Genomic DNA, 14,979 nt, shown 5'->3' on the forward strand with positions numbered 1-14,979 from the left:
CCCGGTGTGCGGCGGCTGCGGCACCGGCCGGGTCGCCGCGCCGTGGGAGGACGTGCTGGCCGGGGCCGGTCCCGCGGAACGGGCCGCCCGGGCCGCGGCCGCCGGCCGGCTGCTGACCGGCCGCCGGCGGCGGGTCACCCCGTGGCGCGGCGGCTACCTGCTGGCCACCGCGACCGGGGCGGCGAGGCCGGTGGGCTCGCTCGACGAGCTCTGGGCGGCCTCGGAGCGGCGCGCTCCCGGGGAGCCGCGCTGGGCCCGATCGTCCGTGCCGCCGGGCTGGGACCTGCAGGCGGCCGTCGTCTGGATCTCGGCCGCGGCCCGGGCCGGCACGGTCGCCGCAGCGGAGCTGCCCGGAGGCGTGGTGGAGTTCCGGGACGGCGGCGCGGCACACGTCGTCCCCTCGTGCGGGACGGCGGAGATCGGCGTGCTCGGGCCGGACCCGGAGGCCGCGCTGGCCGACCTCCTCCACTTCACGACGCGGGGGTGACCGCGGTCCACCCGCCGGCGGCCGGCGTCGCGCGGGTGGGCTCATCGACACAGGCACGAGCCGACCCGCGGGACCGCGGTCGATCAGAAGGGCGGCGGATCGTCTCTCGGCGGTGGTGACGACCGCGGGTCGTCCGGCTCCGGTGGGTCGGGTGCCGGTGGCCGCATGCCGGGTGGCCGGGTGGTGCGGGTGACGCCGGAGGGTGTGGTGACGTGCAGGGTGCCGTCGTCGTCCATGGCGAACCGCCAGCCGCGGGCGAGGGTCTTGAGCCGGTGGTGACTCCTGCAGAAGCAGCAGAGGTTGGCGCAGTCGGTCGGCCCGCCGGCGGCGTGCGGGAGGACGTGGTCGCGGTCGGCCCAGCCGGTCCGCTGCCCGCAGTTCGGAAAGCGGCAGGCCCGGTCGCGGGTGGTGAGGAAGGCGTGCTGGGCGGCGGTGGGGGTGTAGGCGCCGGTGGGTGCCGGCCGGTCCAGCACCGGGCACGTGCACTGGCTGTCGGGGTGGTCGGGGCAGCCGCGGCGGGCCAGCCGCGCCAGCTGCTCGGGCGTGACCGTGGCCCGCAGCGTCCCGCCAGCGTCGGTCAGCGCGCAGGTCAGCGTGCCGCCCTCGGGTGCCTGCAGGCCGAGGACACCGAGGCGGGCCAGCAGCTCGCGCAGGTGGCCGGCGGTGATCGGCAGCCCGTTCACCGACCCCGGCGTCGTCGAGGTGCTCTTGAGGGCGTCCAGGGCGGCGGTGATCTGCAGGTGGGCGGTGACGCCCGGCAGGCCGGAGCCAGCGGGGCGGCGCAACAGCAGCGAGCAGATCTCGGCGCGGAGCTGGCCGATCGGGCGGTCGTCGCCGTCGGCCTTGGCCATCTGGGCCAGCTGGTTGATCAGGTCGTAGGCCTCGGCCGCCTCGTCGGCGGGCAAGTCGGCGGCGAGGGTGGCCATGCCCTCCAGATGGGAGGGGTGGGTGCGCACGTCAGCCTGCTGCTCGGCGGTCCTGCGCCGGTTGTCGATCGCATCGGCGTCACGCTCCAGCAGCAGCGCCAGCGCTCGGGCCCGCAGCCGCCCGGTCGACAGGTGTGTGGCCTCCGGCAGGACGATCGCTTCGACGGCCCGAGCGATCTCGGGGGCGGTGTGCTGCAGCACGTCGGCCAGCACCTTCGCCCGCGCCTCGTCCAGGACACCGTCGGCCAGCGCCGCCCAGGTGGCCGGCAAGTTCACCCGGTAGGTCCAGGCCCGCTGGGCCAGGTTCGCCGCGGTGCGGCGGCCGCAGTTGAGCACCACCGCCAACTCGGCGGTGAAGAACTGCGACACCCCGGGCAGCTCGGGCTCCGGCGCCCACGACCCCGTCTTCGCACCCGGCTGGTCCGGCGGCGGGTCGAGGGTGTCGGGGGTGTCGTCGGCCAGCCCCAGCACCAGCTCGGCCTCGTAGGCGGCGTCCATCGCCTTGCGGGCCTGCACCCGCTGCAGCTCCGCCGCCTTCTCCGCACGGGTCAGCGCGCCCACCGGCAACCGGGCAGTGGTCGGCGGGCGCTCCAGCAGCCGGCCGACCAGCGCCGCCTCGATCGGCGTGCGCAAGGCACCGGCTGACCTCATGACCCGAACATACGTACGAGGTACGACAGGTTCCCACCCTCGCGAAGCGGCAGGAGGATGAGCACCGATTCCGCGCATCGCGTGCGCCGCCACGTGTCTCTCTGAGGGCGGCCGCAGAGACATCGGCTACGACTGGGGTGCCAGCTCGCCGAGGCTGCCATGTCGTGCGTTGCGCGATCGCTCGTGCCAGTGAGGTTTCCTCACCGGGATTCGCCATCCACGGATGGGCAAGCGAGGCATCTCTGCGGGTCAGCGCCGTGAGTCGGCCGAGCGCCGAGTGCCTCGGCGGGAGCCTGTCCCGAGGGGCCGCCCTGGAGGTCCCTGACGACTCGCGGCAGGCCTGGCCAGCGGCGTCGATCGCAGCCTTCAACGGGCACGGATCCCTGGTGGGGAACTGTCACGATCGTCGAGCGCACCGATGACCTGACCGGCTTCCAGAGCATCCCCCGCCGCCGGGTCGTGGAACGCACCCTGGCCTGGATCAGCAAGCACCGCCGCTGCGTGCGCGACTACGGGACCCGGCCCGAGCACGCCGAGGCGATGGTCCACCTCGCCATGATCATGACCATGTCCCGCCGGCTGGCCCGGTGAGCGAGTTCCAAGACGCGTTCTGAGACGACACGGCCGACACGCGTCCATGAACAGCCCATCTCGGTGAGGACACCTCGTGACGGGGTTCGCGGACAGTCGTTCAAATGCTCGGCGCGTCGCCACCGGCCGATTCCGGAGCGCGGGAACGATGGGCCCGCGACCTCTTCGTCCACGAGCAGCTGGCCGCGCTGAGGGTGACGGTCGCGGCCGACCTGCGGATGCCGTTCGAGCCCGGTCGAACTCGACCTCCGCACACGCGCCAAGCGGAAGGGGCTCGGCCACATGAGCGGGTTGTCCCGGCGGGAGTTCCTGGAATACGGGGCGGTAGCAGTGCTGGGGGCCGGGCTGGGTCGTGGCTTGACCGGGCACGACCCAGCTGCTGAGAGCAGTGACAGAATCGAGCGGCTCATCGGCGACGGGTCGACCGCCGACACAGGTCCCCAGCCGAACCAGCCAGTGCCCGAGCGGCTGGAGCCAGGACAGACGCCGCCGCAGTTCGTCGTCTTCTCCTGGGACGGAGCCGCCAACCTGGAGACCGGACTGTTCCCGCGGTTCCGCGCGCTGGCGGCCGAGTACGGCGCGGCGATGACCTTCTTCCTCAGCGGCATCTACGCCCTGCCGTCCGAACACCGGATGCGGTACGCCCCGCCACGGCATCCGGTGGGCGCCTCGGACATCACCTTCCTGTCCACCGCCGAGGTCGTCGCCACCATGAGCGAGGTCCGCGCCGCCTGGTTGGACGGTCACGAGATCGGCACCCACTTCAACGGGCACTTCTGCGGGGACAACGGGGTCTCGCTGTGGACGCCGGCCGACTGGGCCGAGGAGATCGCCCAGGCCAAGCGGTTCGTGCAGACCTGGAAGACCACCACCGGGCTGACCGGCCGACCCGACGTGGCGCCGCTCCCCTTCGACTACGAGCGCGAGCTCATCGGCGGCCGCACCCCCTGCCTGCAGGGCCAGGAGGGGCTGCTGCCCACCGCCGCTGCGCTGGGCTGGAAGTACGACGCCAGCTCACCCGGTGGAGTGCAGGTCTGGCCCGACCAGCGGTTGGGCCTGTGGGACTTCCCGCTGCAGGCTGTGCCGTTCCCCGACGCCCCCGCCGGTAAGGCCCGCCACGCCTTGGCGATGGACTACAACATCATGTACAAGCAGACCAACGGCGATACGGACGGCGACCCGGGCATGTACCCGACCTGGCGAGCCCAGGCCCGCGACGCCTATCTCGCGGGCTTCGAACGCGCCTACACCACCAATCGGGCGCCGCTGTTCATCGGCAACCACTTCGAGCAGTGGAACGGCGGCATCTACATGGACGCCGTCGAGGAGGCCCTGCGCCAGATGGCCGAACAGCCTGACGTGCGCCTGGTGTCCTTCCGCCAACTCGTCGCCTGGCTGGAGGTCCAGGACCCGACCACGCTCGCCCGGCTGCGGACACTCTCACCGGGTCAGCCACCTCCCGACGGATGGCGCACCTTCCTGGCGCCCTGATCATGGCTGTGGTGTCCATCAGGGCCCACGATGCCGCGTAGAGATTCTCGCCGGCGGGGTCACAGAAGGGGTCCGGACTCGGTCGGCTGCCGGGACAGCGGTCCACCTCATGAGGAGACGACCCCAACCTGAACCCACCGGACCGAAGTAGCCAGCTGCCGCGTCGCCGAGCCACACGACGTCGAACACGGTCAGCGGTCCGGACTTCGGCGGCAGGTCTGGTCTCCCGAGGCTGAGGGAACCCACGGCCGCGCCGGCGTCCTTGAGAGCCTCGGCGATCCGCTCTTGCCCGAGCGGATAGGTCCAGCCCCTAGGGAGCTTCGCCTTCCGGTACTCGTCCCACCGGTGGGCCCTCGGTTCGACCCCGTGCGCAGGGACGCCGCCGACGGGTGACGACTCGGGCGTCCTCGACCTGAGGTCGGACGCAGGTGCGGGCCGACCCATGCCTCCGGGCCGGCGGCGGGGCGCAGGAGCACGGCACCGCCTCCTGACCGAGGATGGCGCCAGCCCCCCCGCACCGAGGAGCCGCCCCATGCCCGCCCCCGGGACCCCGCTGGACCAGCTCGGTTTCCTGACCATCGGCACCTTCGACCCGGCCGACCCCGGCCCCGGCCACGAGGCGACCCTGGCGATGGTCGAGCTCGGCGAGCGGCTCGGGTTCGACAGCGCGTGGCTACGGCACCGGCACCTGCAGCCGGGCATCTCCTCGCCGGTCGCCGTCCTCGCCGCCCTGACCCAGCGCACCCGGCGGATCGCCCTCGGGACCGCCGTCACGCCGCTGGCGTGGGAGAACCCGCTGCGGCTGGCCGAGGACCTCGCCACCGTCGACGTCCTCTCCGGCGGGCGGCTCAACCCGGGTGTCAGCGTCGGCCCGCCAATGCACTGGGACGACGTGCGAGAGGCCCTCTACCCCGACACCGCCGACCGCGAGGACTTCAGCTACGCACGCGTGGAGCGGCTGCTGCGGTTCGTCCGCGGTGAGCGGGCGTCGACCTTCGTCGGCCGGGAGGGCGTCGTCGAGGAGTGGTCCGACCGCGTGCAGCCGCAGTCACCCGGGCTGGCCGGCCGGATGTGGTACGGCGGGGCCAGCCTGCGCTCGGCGGCCTGGGCCGGTGAGCACGGCATGCACCTCCTGACGTCCAGCGTGGTCAAGGCCGAGGAGGCCGAGGACTTCGCCGAGGTCCAGGCCTCGCACGTGCAGGCCTTCCGGGCCGCCAACCCCACCGGCCGGGTGTCCCAGGGCCTGGTGGTCATCCCCACCGACAGCGCCACCCCCGAGCAGCGGGCGCGCTACGCCGCCTACGTTGAGGCCCGCACCCCGCGGACGACGGCGCCGCAGGGCCCGGCGCGGCTGCTGTTCGCCCGTGACCTGCTGGGCAGCTCCGAGGAGATCGCCGAGGCCCTGTACGCGCACGCCGGCTTCCGCGAGGTCACCGAGGTGGTCTTCGCACTGCCGTTCGACTTCGCGCCGGAGGACTACGTGCAGATTCTCACCGACACCGCGACGAGGCTCGGCCCAGCGCTCGGCTGGCGCTCCGGCGGCTGAGCCCACCGGTCGTTGCGCGCCCGTGGCCCGCTAGGACGGGCGGGACCGGGCCGTGGGCGCGCGGTACCGCGGGGACACCGCCTCAGCGGCGCCCCCACCTCACGCCATCTCGGGGACGTGCAGGTGGGCCATCGCGAGGTCGAACTCGGCGACCTCGGTGATCGTCGAGCCCACCGCCCGGCTGAACTCCTCGCGGAGCGCGGCACCCTGCTCCCGGGTCCGTTCCAGGGTGGTCCGGTCCGCGTAGGTCACGGCCGCCACGCCGCGGGAGCTGAGCCGGTCGACCAGCAGGCTGACGCTGCAGAAGCCGGGGAGGTCCTCGAGTTTCGGCAGCAGGCTCATCCGGAAGGCGTCGACCATCCCGTCGACGTGGCCGGCCGGGATGTCGACCCAGGTGCCCCGGACGCACGCCGCGTCCCCCGCCGGCCGGGCCCGGTGCAGGACGGCGACCTCCCACTCGGCGATGTCGACGGCGTCGGCGCGCAGGACCTCGGCCACCTGCCTCCGCAGCTCGCCGATCTGGTCGGCGCTGGCCCGCATCGCGTCCTGATCGGCCCACGCGGAGGTGAGGATGCACCGCCCCGCCTGGCGGTCGGCCAGCATCGACATCCCGATGCAGCCGTCCATCTGCCGGATCATCGGCCAGAGGTCGCTCCGGGTGAAGGCGATCCCGTCGTCGACCGCGCGCGGGTCGCCGCGGACTGTGGTGGTCCTGGCGTACATGACCCTGCTCCTCCCTGGCGGTGCCGGACGTCACCGCACGGAGGGAAATCTCCTCGCCCGCACCGGGGTCGGCGGCGTCCGAGGTGTCCCGCAAGGTCGGCCGGGGACCGGGCTCGGCGCGTGCGGACCGTGCGCACGCCGCCGGGCACGCATCCGGCGGACCTCCCGCCGGCCGGGTCGGTGGGCGAGGGTGGTACCCGTGGCGAGCAGAACCGGGGAGATCGTCCTGACCACGCAGGAACTCCGGGCGGTCGCCGGGTGTGCCGCGGAGCGTGCGCAGGAGGTCCTGGAGGTCTTCGAGAGCGCACACCCGGGCGACTCCCGGCCGCGCGACGCGGTCGAGGCCGCACGGACGTTCGCCCGGGGCGGCGAGCGCGGGAAGGCCCTGCGCGACACCGCGTGGGCGGCGCTCCGGGCAACCCGGGACGCGGGCGCCACGGCCGCGGGCCACGCCGCGCGAGCCGCGATGGCCGCGGCGTCCGCCGCGTACCTGCACCCACTGGCCGATGCCCACCAGGTCAAGCACGTCCTGGGGGCGGCAGCCCACGCGGCCAGGGCGGCCGAGCTCGCGGCGGGCGGGAATCGGGCTGCCGGCGCCGCGTGCATCGAACGGGCCCGCCGGCGCGCGACCCCGGTCGTCGTCCACGTGCTGAGCCGCTACCCCGCGGCACCGCCGGGCGGAGGGCGGGTCGGGGAGCTGCTCCGCGACCTGGACGAGGCCCTGCGCAGCTCCACCGGCCCGGGGCCCGACGTCCCTGCCGAAGCCCCCTAGTCGACGGGGCCGGGGCCGGGCGCGACCGGCACGTCGAGGGTCACCTCGCCGGCCGTCGCGAACGTGAAGGTGACCGAGACGGTGTCGGTGGGCGCGATCGGGGCGGTCACCCCCTCGACTTGCATCCGCACGGCGCCGCTGACGGCCTCCACCTGGCCGCCGGCCGGTACCTCGATGCCGTCGGCGCTCGGCGCGCCGGCGTCGTCCAAGAGTTGGACCGACCCCGCCGCCGGCGTGCTGACGCCGACGAGCCGGTCGACCTGCTCGGCGTCGTTGGTCAGCACACCCCGCAGCGGTACCGAGGCCCCGGCCTCGACGGTGTCCTCGGCGTCGAGGAAGACGTCGTCGAGCGACACCTCGCCGACGGTGCCGTCGACGCCGGCGACGTCGGGGGTCTCCTCGGCCGTCTCGGCCTCCTGCCCGGCGGCGCAGCCACCCAGGACGAGCAGACCGGCGGCAACCCAGGCGGTGAGCGGAGTCCGTCGCACGGGAGCGCACGATCCCCGGCCCCGCCGGCCCGGCACCAGGGGCGGGGGTCCCTGCCCGACCACACGCTGCGACGGCCGCCCGCCCCTGAGCGCAGCGACCTACCGGGGTGGGGCGACCGGCGTCATCGGGAGGGTCGCCCGCGCCGGGGTCGTCCCATCATGGCGCGGTGGTCAGCGGAACCGACGTGGCCGGGCGCAGCGCGGGACAGCGCGCGCACCGGCTGGCCAAGCTGCAGGCGCTGCGCGACCGGGGCGTCGCCGGCTACCCCTACCGCTGGCCGACGGACGCCACCGCCGCCGGCGTCCGCGCGGCCCACCCGGACCTCGCGGCCGACGTGCGGACGACGGACCGCGTGCGGGTCGCCGGCCGGGTCGAGCTCATCCGTCGGCAGGGCTGGCTGACCTTCGCCACGCTGCGCGACCGCACCGGCGCCATCCAGCTCTACGTCGACAGCTCCGTCCTCGGCGCCGACCGGCACGCCGAGTTCGACGACGTCGACCGCGGCGACTGGGTCGGCGCCGAGGGCACCGTGATGACCACTCGGACCGGCGAGCTGTCAGTGCGCGTCGAGGACTTCGCCGTCCTCGGCAAGGCGCTGCGGGCGCCGCCGGCCGAGCACGCCGGCCTGACCGACGTCGAGACCCGCTACCGGCAGCGCTACGTCGACCTCGAGGTCAACGAGCGTACCCGGCAGGTCTTCCGCATCCGGCACGCCGCGGTGCGGGCGATCCGCCGGCACCTGGAGGACCTCGACTTCACCGAGGTCGAGGGGCCGGTGCTGCAGACCATCCAGGGCGGGGCCAGCGCGCGGCCGTTCGTCACCCACTCGAACGCCCTGGACCTCGACCTCTACCTGAGGATCGCCCTCGAGCTGCACCTCAAACGGCTGATCGTGGGCGGCCTCGAGCGGGTCTTCGAGATCGGCCGGGTGTTCCGCAACGAGGGCGTGGACACCCGGCACAACCCCGAGTTCACCCTGCTGGAGGCCTACCAGGCCTTCGGCGACATCACCGACATGATGGAGCTGACCGAGGGGCTGATCACCGCGGCGGCGCGGGCGGCCCTCGGCGACGACCTCACGGTCCACTACGCGGGGCACGCCATCGACCTGGCCGCGACGCCGTGGCCCCGCAGGCGATTCGCCGACATGATCGCCGACGCCACCGGCGCTCCCATGCACCCGGCCATGCCGGTCGACGAGGCGCGCGCGGTGCTCGACCGGCTGGGCATCCCCTACGAGGCCTCGTGGGGCGCGGGGCGGCTGATGAAGGAGGTCTACGACGAGCGGGTGCAGCACGCGGTCGTGGGGCCGGTGTTCTGCGTCGACTACCCCCGCGAGGTCTCGCCGCTGGCCCGGGTGCACCGCGACGACCCGGCGTACGTCGAGCGCTTCGAGCTGATCGTCGCCGGCTTCGAGCTGTGCAACGCCTACTCCGAGCAGAACGACCCGGTCGAGCAGCTCGCCGCGTTCGAGGCCGAGGCCCGCGCCAAGTCGCACGGGGACCCGGAGGCCGGGGACGTCGACCTCGACTACGTCCGCGCGCTGGAGTGCGGGATGCCCTGCACCGGCGGGCTGGGCATCGGTATCGACCGGCTGGTCATGCTGCTGGCCGGCGTCGACTCGATCCGCGAGGTGATCCTCTTCCCGACGCTGCGGCCCGAGCTGCCCGGCACCGGCCCGGACGGCGCGGTCCGGCCGCTGGTCGCCCCGACCCCGCTCCCCGCCGGCAGCACCGCCGGGTCCGACGGCGCGGGGACGGCGGGCGGCTCGGTCGTCGCGCTGCCCTCGATGGCCCCCTCCTCCGGCCCGGTCCCGGCACCCCCAACGGCGGCGCGCCCGCACCGGCCGGCCGTGCTGGTGCTGGCCGGGCTGACCGCGCTCTCCGGCGTCCTGCAGCTGCTCACCGTGCTGCCCGTGGTGCACGAGCGGCTCGTCGGCCGGGGGACGGCGTTCGGCCCGCTGTGGGTGCCGGTGACCGGCACGGTCGCGTCGGTGGTGGTGGGGCTGCTGCTCCTGCTGCTGTCCGACCAGCTGGCCCGGCGCAAGGCACTGGCCTGGCGGCTGGCGGTGCTGCTGTTCGCGGTCGGCGCGGTCGCGCACGTGGTCAAGGGGCCGCACCCGGTCGCCGTGGCGCTGTGCCTGGCGCTGCTCGCCGGGCTGGTGCGGTGCCGGTCGGCGTTCCGGGCGCCGGCCGACCCGCCGTCCCTGCTGCGCCTGGTGCGGTTCGTCCCGCTGTACCTGACCGGGGTGCTGCTGTTCGGGCTGGCCGCGCTGTGGGCCGAGCGCGGGCGGGTCGACCCGCCGCTCACCCCCCTCGGCGCGCTGCAGACGGTCCTCGCCGGGCTGGTCGGCCTCGACGGCCCCTACACCTACGGCTCACGGTTCTTCGCTGCGTTCTACCCCGCGGCCCTCCTCGCGCTCGGCGTCGTCGGCCTGGTCGCCCTGGCGGTGCTGCTGTTCCGCCCGCTGGCCGCCGCCCGCCGTCCGCACACGGAGGAGGACTGGGCGCACGCCGAGCGGCTGGTGCACACCTACGGCTGGGACACCCTCGCCTACTTCGCCCTGCGCGACGACAAGACGTTCTTCTTCTCCCGGGACGGCGAGGCGTTCGTCGCCTACACCTACCTCGGCGGCTACGCGCTGGTCTCCGGCGACCCGATCGGGGCCCGCGAGTCGGTGCCGCGGGTGCTCGACGAGTTCCTCGCGATGTGCGACGAGCGGGCCTGGACGCCGGCCCTGCTGGCCGCACGTGAGGCGAGCATGCCGCTGTACTCCTCGCGCGGGTTCCGCGCGTTCTACCTGGGCGACGAGGCGGTCATCGACTGCCGCCGGTTCACCCTGGAGGGCCCGGGACGCAAGGGGCTGCGGGCTGCCGTCCGGCGGGTCGGGCGGACCCACCGCTTCCGGCTGGTCGCCGAGGCCGACGCCCCGCCGGCGCTGGTCGACCAGCTCAACGCGATCAGTGCCCGCTGGCGCGGCAAGCACCCCGAGCGCGGCTTCACCATGTCGCTGTCCCAGGACGTCCGCGGCGCCGGCGCCGACCCCGGGTTCCTGCTCTGCGTCGCGCAGGACGCCGACGGCAGGCCCGGGGGCTTCCTGCGCCTGGTGCCCGCCTACGGGCCCTCGTTCGGCTACACGCTGGACCTGATGCGGCACGACCCGGACGCGCCGAACGGGATGACCGAGTTCCTCATCGCCTCCACCGCGACCGCTCTGGGCGCCCGCGGCGTGGCCCGGCTGTCGATGAACTTCGCGATGTGGGGGCGGCTGTTCGCCGACGACGTCCCGTTCACCCTCGCGCAGCGCGCGGCCCGGTGGGCGGTCGGTGCGCTCAACCCGTTCTTCCAGATCGAGTCGCTGCACGACTTCAACGCCCGATTCGATCCGGAGTGGCTGCCGCGGGTCCTGGCCTACCGGCACCGCGCCGACCTGCCGCGGGTGGGTCTGCGCTACGCCGGCGCGGAGGGCTTCCTGGCCCTCCCCGGGCTCGGCGAGCTGCTCGTGCCCAAGGCCGTCGGCGGCGTGCCCTCGCCGTCGGCGCCGGAGCGGCGGTCGGCGGCGTGACTCGGGTGGCCCTCGCTTGACCCGGCCGGGCGCCACGGTCCGCCTCGGCGTCCTGTCCCTGGCCATGGTCAACATCGCCTCGATCGTCAGCGCCCGGAACCTGCCGGTCATGGCCGAGTACGGCTGGTCGATGCTCGCGCTGTTCGCCCTGTCGATCGGGGTGTTCCTGGTGCCGGTGTCGATGGCCGCGGCCGAGCTCGGCACCGCCTGGCCGCGCGAGGGTGGCGTGTACGCCTGGGTCAAGGAGGCCTTCGGCGGGCGCACCGGGGCGCTCGCGGTGTGGTGCGACTACGCCGAGAACGTCGCCTGGTTCCCCACCGTGCTGTCGTTCATCGCCGCCTCGCTGGCCTACGCGTTCGACCCGGCCCTGGCGGACGACCGGTTCTTCCTCGTCGCGGTCATGCTCGTCGTCTTCTGGGGCACCACGGCCGCCGCGCTGGGCGGGGTCCGGACGTCGTCGGTGATCGGCGCGGTCGGCACGGTCGCGGGCTCCATCCTGCCGGCCGTCCTCGTCGTGGCGCTGGGCGCGGCGTTCCTGCTGCGCGGCAACGCCTCCGAGATCCCGTTCTCCGCCGGCGCCCTGGTGCCCGACGTGTCGCTGGGGAACGTGGCGTTCCTCGGCGGGGTCATCCTGCTGTTCACCGGCATGGAGATGGCCGGCTTCCACGCGCGGGAGACCGCCGACCCCGGCCGCACCGTGCCCCGCGCGATCGCGCTGGCCGTCGCGGTGACCGTCGCCTTCTCGGTCCTCGGCTCGCTGTTCATGGCCCTCGTCGTGCCCCAGCGGGAGATCAGCCTGGTGTCCGGGACGATGGAGCTGTTCTCCACCGTGCTGCAGCGGCTCGACATCGGGTGGCTGCTGGCCCCCCTGGCCGTCGTCGTCGCGCTCGGCGGGGTCGCGCACCTGACGCCGTGGGTCCTGGGACCGGCCAAGGGCGTCGGCGCGGTCGCCCGCGAGGGACTGGCCCCGGCGCGGCTGGGCCGGGTGAACGGCAACGACGTCCCGGTGGCGCTGCTCGTCGTGCAGGCGGTCGCGGGATCGGCGTTCGCCCTGCTGTTCGTGCTCGTGCCCAGCGTCAGCACCTCGTACTGGATGCTCTCCGCGGTCACCGCGCAGGTCATCGTGGCCATGTACGCCCTCGTGTTCGCCGCGGTCATCCGGCTGCGGCACACCCAGCCCGACGTCCCCCGCCCGTACCGCATCCCCGGCGGTCTGCCCGGGGTGTGGCTCGTCGGGGGCGTGGGCCTGCTCGGCTGCGTCGTCTCCTTCCTGCTCGGGTTCGTCCCCCCGGCCCAGCTGCAGACCGGCGACCCTGTCCTCTACGTGCTGCTCCTGGCGCTGGCCACGGTGGTGCTCTCGCTGCCGCCGTTCGTCTTCGCCCTCCTGGAGCGGCGCCGCGACGGCCACGGTCGGGCGCGGGCGCTCCAGCAGCGGTGAGCGCTGCGGAGACGCCGGCCCCTCGGGGACGACTCCGCGGGAGTGGCCCGGGTTGACGGGCGACGGGCGCCGGGTCAGGGTCGGTCGGCGAGGCCGGCCCAGCTCGGCTCCGGGATGTCACCGAGGAGGCGTGTCCGTGGAGGTCGACGTGATCGTCGAGGTCCCCAAGGGGTCCCGGAACAAGTACGAGTACGACCAGCAGCTCGGCCGGATCCGGCTCGACCGGATGCTCTTCACCGCCACCGGCTATCCCGGCGACTACGGCTTCGTCCCCGAGACGCTGGCCGAGGACGGCGACCCCATCGACGCCCTCCTGCTGCTGGCCGAGCCGACCTTCCCGGGGTGCCTCGTCCGCGCCCGGGTCATCGCCGTGTTCTGGGTGCACGACAAGCGGGGCCCGGACGCCAAGCTGCTCTGCGTCCCCGCGACCGATCCGCGCCAGCTGCACCTGCAGGAGCTCGAGGACGTGGCGATGCACCAGATCGCCGAGATCTGGCACTTCTTCGAGATCTACGAGGCCCTGGCGCCGGACAAGTCCGCCGAGACCCGCGGCTGGGAGGGCCGCGGGAAGGCCATCGAGGCACTGGAGGACGCGCGGCGCAGGTACACCGAGCAGCTCCCCGCGGCCACCGGCACCGAGGCCTGAGCGGGGCGGTCAGCGCCCGCTCCCCCCGGGCGGGTCCAGGTCGCGGCCGGCGGCGGCCAGCACGGCCTCCCGGACGCGGTCCAGCGTGGCCGAGCGCAGCCGCCACTGCTGCCAGTACAGGACGACGTCCACCGCGGCGGCCGGGTCGAGGGCGACCAGCTGCGCCGCTGGCCCGCGCGCCTGGAGGCCGGGCACCATGCCCCAGCCCAGGCCGAGGGTGACGGCGACGACGTAGTCCGCCGCGGCGGGCACGTAGTGCACCGGCGGGGCGACGTCGGGACCGGCCTGGGCATGCAGGTAGCGGTGCTGCAGGTCGTCCCTGCGGTCGAAGACGACGACCGGCGCCCGGGCGAGCGCCTCGGCGGTGGGGCCGGCCGGGAACCAGCGCCGCACGAAGTCGCGGGTGGCCATCGGCCGGTAGGACATGCCGCCCAGCCGGGTGGAGGTGCAGCCGGGCACCGGCTCGGCGTCCGCGGTCACCGCCGCCATGACGGTGCCGGCGCGCAGTAGGGCGCTGGTGTGCTCCTGGTCCTCGCGGTACAGGTCGAAGCAGACGTCCCCGGCCAGCGGCGCCAGCGCGGGCAGCACCCAGGTGGTCATGGAGTCGGCGTTGACCGCGATGGGCAGCGTAAGCACCCCCTCGGGCGTCGGGTCGCCGCCGAGCTCGCGGACGACGTCGGCGGTGAGCAGGTCGACCTGCCGGGCCAGCCGCAGCACCGCCTGCCCGGACTCGGTGACCTGCACCGGCTTCGTCCGCACCAGCAGGATCCGGCCGGTCGCGACCTCCAGCGCGCGCAGCCGCTGGCTGATCGCCGAGGGCGTGACGTGCAGCGCCCGGGCGGCGGCCTCCAGCGTGCCGCCGCGGACGGTGGCGTCCAGCGCGCGCAGCTGCGCCACGTCGAGGTCCATGGACAGGAAGGCTAATGACGCATCAGGATCCTTAGCTGGACGCTCGGAAGACGGGTTCCTACCGTCGACGGCGTGCTGACCACCCCCGCGCTGCTCGCCGTCGCCTCCGGGCTCGCGCTGGGCCTGGGGCTGATCGTCGCCATCGGCGCCCAGAACGCGTTCGTGCTGCGGCAGGGCCTCCGCCTCGAGCACGTGGCCGCGGTGGTGGCGGTGTGCGCCCTGTCCGACCTCGCGCTGATCATGGCCGGGGTGCTGGGCGCCGGCGCGGCGCTGTCGCGGGTGCCGTGGCTCGTCCCGGTGGTCTGCTTCGCCGGGGCGGCGTTCCTGCTCGGCTACGGCGTGCTGGCCGCGCGGCGGGCGCTGCGTCCGGGCGCGCTGCTGCCCGACGCCGCGGGGACCCGCGCCGGCCTCGCGGCCACCGTCGCCACCTGCCTGGCGCTGACCTGGCTCAACCCGCACGTCTACCTGGACACGGTGGTGCTGCTCGGCTCGATGGCCTCGACCTTCGGCGCCCACCGGTGGCAGTTCGCCGCCGGCGCCGGTCTCGGCAGCGTGCTCTGGTTCACCGCCCTCGGCTACGGTGCCCGGCTGCTCCGGCCGGTGTTCGCCCGCCCCGCGGCCTGGCGCGTCCTCGACGGCGGCATCGCCGTCGTCATGACCGCCCTCGCCGCCTCCCTGGCCGTCCGCGGCGTCAGCGGGGCCTGACCCCGACGGCGGCGTGGAGCAGGTGTGAGATCCCGGTACC

13 protein-coding genes are annotated in these 14,979 nt (G+C 74.6%); 9 read left to right on the forward strand and 4 right to left on the reverse strand.

Annotated elements, in window-relative coordinates; genetic code table 11:
• Positions 1–4: 4 nt before the first annotated feature.
• Positions 5–487, forward strand: a complete 483-nt coding sequence (locus BLW63_RS01080; RefSeq protein WP_091150562.1) for a hypothetical protein — start codon at positions 5–7, stop codon at positions 485–487.
• An 83-nt stretch (positions 488–570) separates the two neighbouring features.
• On the opposite strand, the gene BLW63_RS01085 is transcribed toward BLW63_RS01080, so the two are convergent.
• Complete coding sequence (locus BLW63_RS01085) at positions 571–2,064, reverse strand: HNH endonuclease signature motif containing protein (RefSeq protein WP_091150564.1); 1,494 nt, start codon at positions 2,062–2,064, stop codon at positions 571–573.
• A gap of 459 nt (positions 2,065–2,523) precedes the next feature.
• Here BLW63_RS01085 and BLW63_RS28430 point away from each other — a divergent pair, with 459 nt between their 5' ends.
• From BLW63_RS28430 to BLW63_RS01100, 3 genes are all read left to right on the forward strand, one after another.
• On the forward strand, positions 2,524–2,655 hold the full coding sequence (locus BLW63_RS28430) for a hypothetical protein (RefSeq protein WP_211516954.1): 132 nt from the start codon (positions 2,524–2,526) through the stop codon (positions 2,653–2,655).
• A gap of 456 nt (positions 2,656–3,111) precedes the next feature.
• Positions 3,112–4,146, forward strand: a complete 1,035-nt coding sequence (locus BLW63_RS01095; protein ID WP_244522270.1) for a polysaccharide deacetylase family protein — start codon at positions 3,112–3,114, stop codon at positions 4,144–4,146.
• A gap of 532 nt (positions 4,147–4,678) precedes the next feature.
• Positions 4,679–5,692, forward strand: a complete 1,014-nt coding sequence (locus tag BLW63_RS01100) for an LLM class flavin-dependent oxidoreductase (RefSeq protein ID WP_091150567.1) — start codon at positions 4,679–4,681, stop codon at positions 5,690–5,692.
• Between the two features lie 99 nt (positions 5,693–5,791).
• Here the strand turns inward: BLW63_RS01100 and BLW63_RS01105 are convergent, their stop codons facing one another.
• Entirely contained in the window at positions 5,792–6,415 is a 624-nt protein-coding gene (locus BLW63_RS01105) for a hypothetical protein (protein ID WP_091150569.1), read from the reverse strand.
• A gap of 199 nt (positions 6,416–6,614) precedes the next feature.
• Between BLW63_RS01105 and BLW63_RS01110 the strand changes: the two genes are divergently transcribed.
• Positions 6,615–7,187, forward strand: coding sequence for a putative immunity protein (locus BLW63_RS01110; RefSeq protein ID WP_091150571.1), 573 nt, complete (start codon positions 6,615–6,617; stop codon positions 7,185–7,187).
• Here BLW63_RS01110 and BLW63_RS01115 read toward each other — a convergent pair.
• Positions 7,184–7,675, reverse strand: coding sequence for a copper chaperone PCu(A)C (locus BLW63_RS01115; RefSeq protein WP_139263450.1), 492 nt, complete (start codon positions 7,673–7,675; stop codon positions 7,184–7,186). The genes BLW63_RS01110 and BLW63_RS01115 overlap by 4 nt on opposite strands.
• Before the next feature lie 167 nt (positions 7,676–7,842).
• Between BLW63_RS01115 and lysS the strand changes: the two genes are divergently transcribed.
• The 3 genes from lysS (at position 7,843) to BLW63_RS01130 (ending at position 13,325) form a co-directional block, all read left to right on the forward strand.
• Complete coding sequence (gene lysS, locus BLW63_RS01120) at positions 7,843–11,241, forward strand: lysine--tRNA ligase (RefSeq protein ID WP_170856578.1); 3,399 nt, start codon at positions 7,843–7,845, stop codon at positions 11,239–11,241.
• A 16-nt stretch (positions 11,242–11,257) separates the two neighbouring features.
• Positions 11,258–12,679 (forward strand): APC family permease, encoded by a 1,422-nt coding sequence (locus BLW63_RS01125; RefSeq protein WP_091150577.1) that lies wholly within the window; start codon positions 11,258–11,260, stop codon positions 12,677–12,679.
• 136 nt (positions 12,680–12,815) lie between these two features.
• Positions 12,816–13,325 (forward strand): inorganic diphosphatase, encoded by a 510-nt coding sequence (locus BLW63_RS01130; RefSeq protein ID WP_091151143.1) that lies wholly within the window; start codon positions 12,816–12,818, stop codon positions 13,323–13,325.
• A gap of 9 nt (positions 13,326–13,334) precedes the next feature.
• Here the strand turns inward: BLW63_RS01130 and BLW63_RS01135 are convergent, their stop codons facing one another.
• A complete protein-coding gene (locus BLW63_RS01135) occupies positions 13,335–14,234 on the reverse strand; it encodes a LysR family transcriptional regulator ArgP (protein ID WP_091150580.1) in 900 nt (299 codons plus the stop codon).
• Between the two features lie 72 nt (positions 14,235–14,306).
• Here BLW63_RS01135 and BLW63_RS01140 point away from each other — a divergent pair, with 72 nt between their 5' ends.
• The gene (locus tag BLW63_RS01140; RefSeq protein WP_091150582.1) at positions 14,307–14,939 is read left to right on the forward strand and encodes a LysE/ArgO family amino acid transporter; all 633 of its coding nucleotides are present in this window, start codon (positions 14,307–14,309) and stop codon (positions 14,937–14,939) included.
• The last annotated feature ends 40 nt before the right edge of the window (positions 14,940–14,979 follow it).

It is taken from the genome of Geodermatophilus africanus, from assembly GCF_900107105.1.
GTDB lineage: Bacteria > Actinomycetota > Actinomycetes > Mycobacteriales > Geodermatophilaceae > Geodermatophilus > Geodermatophilus africanus.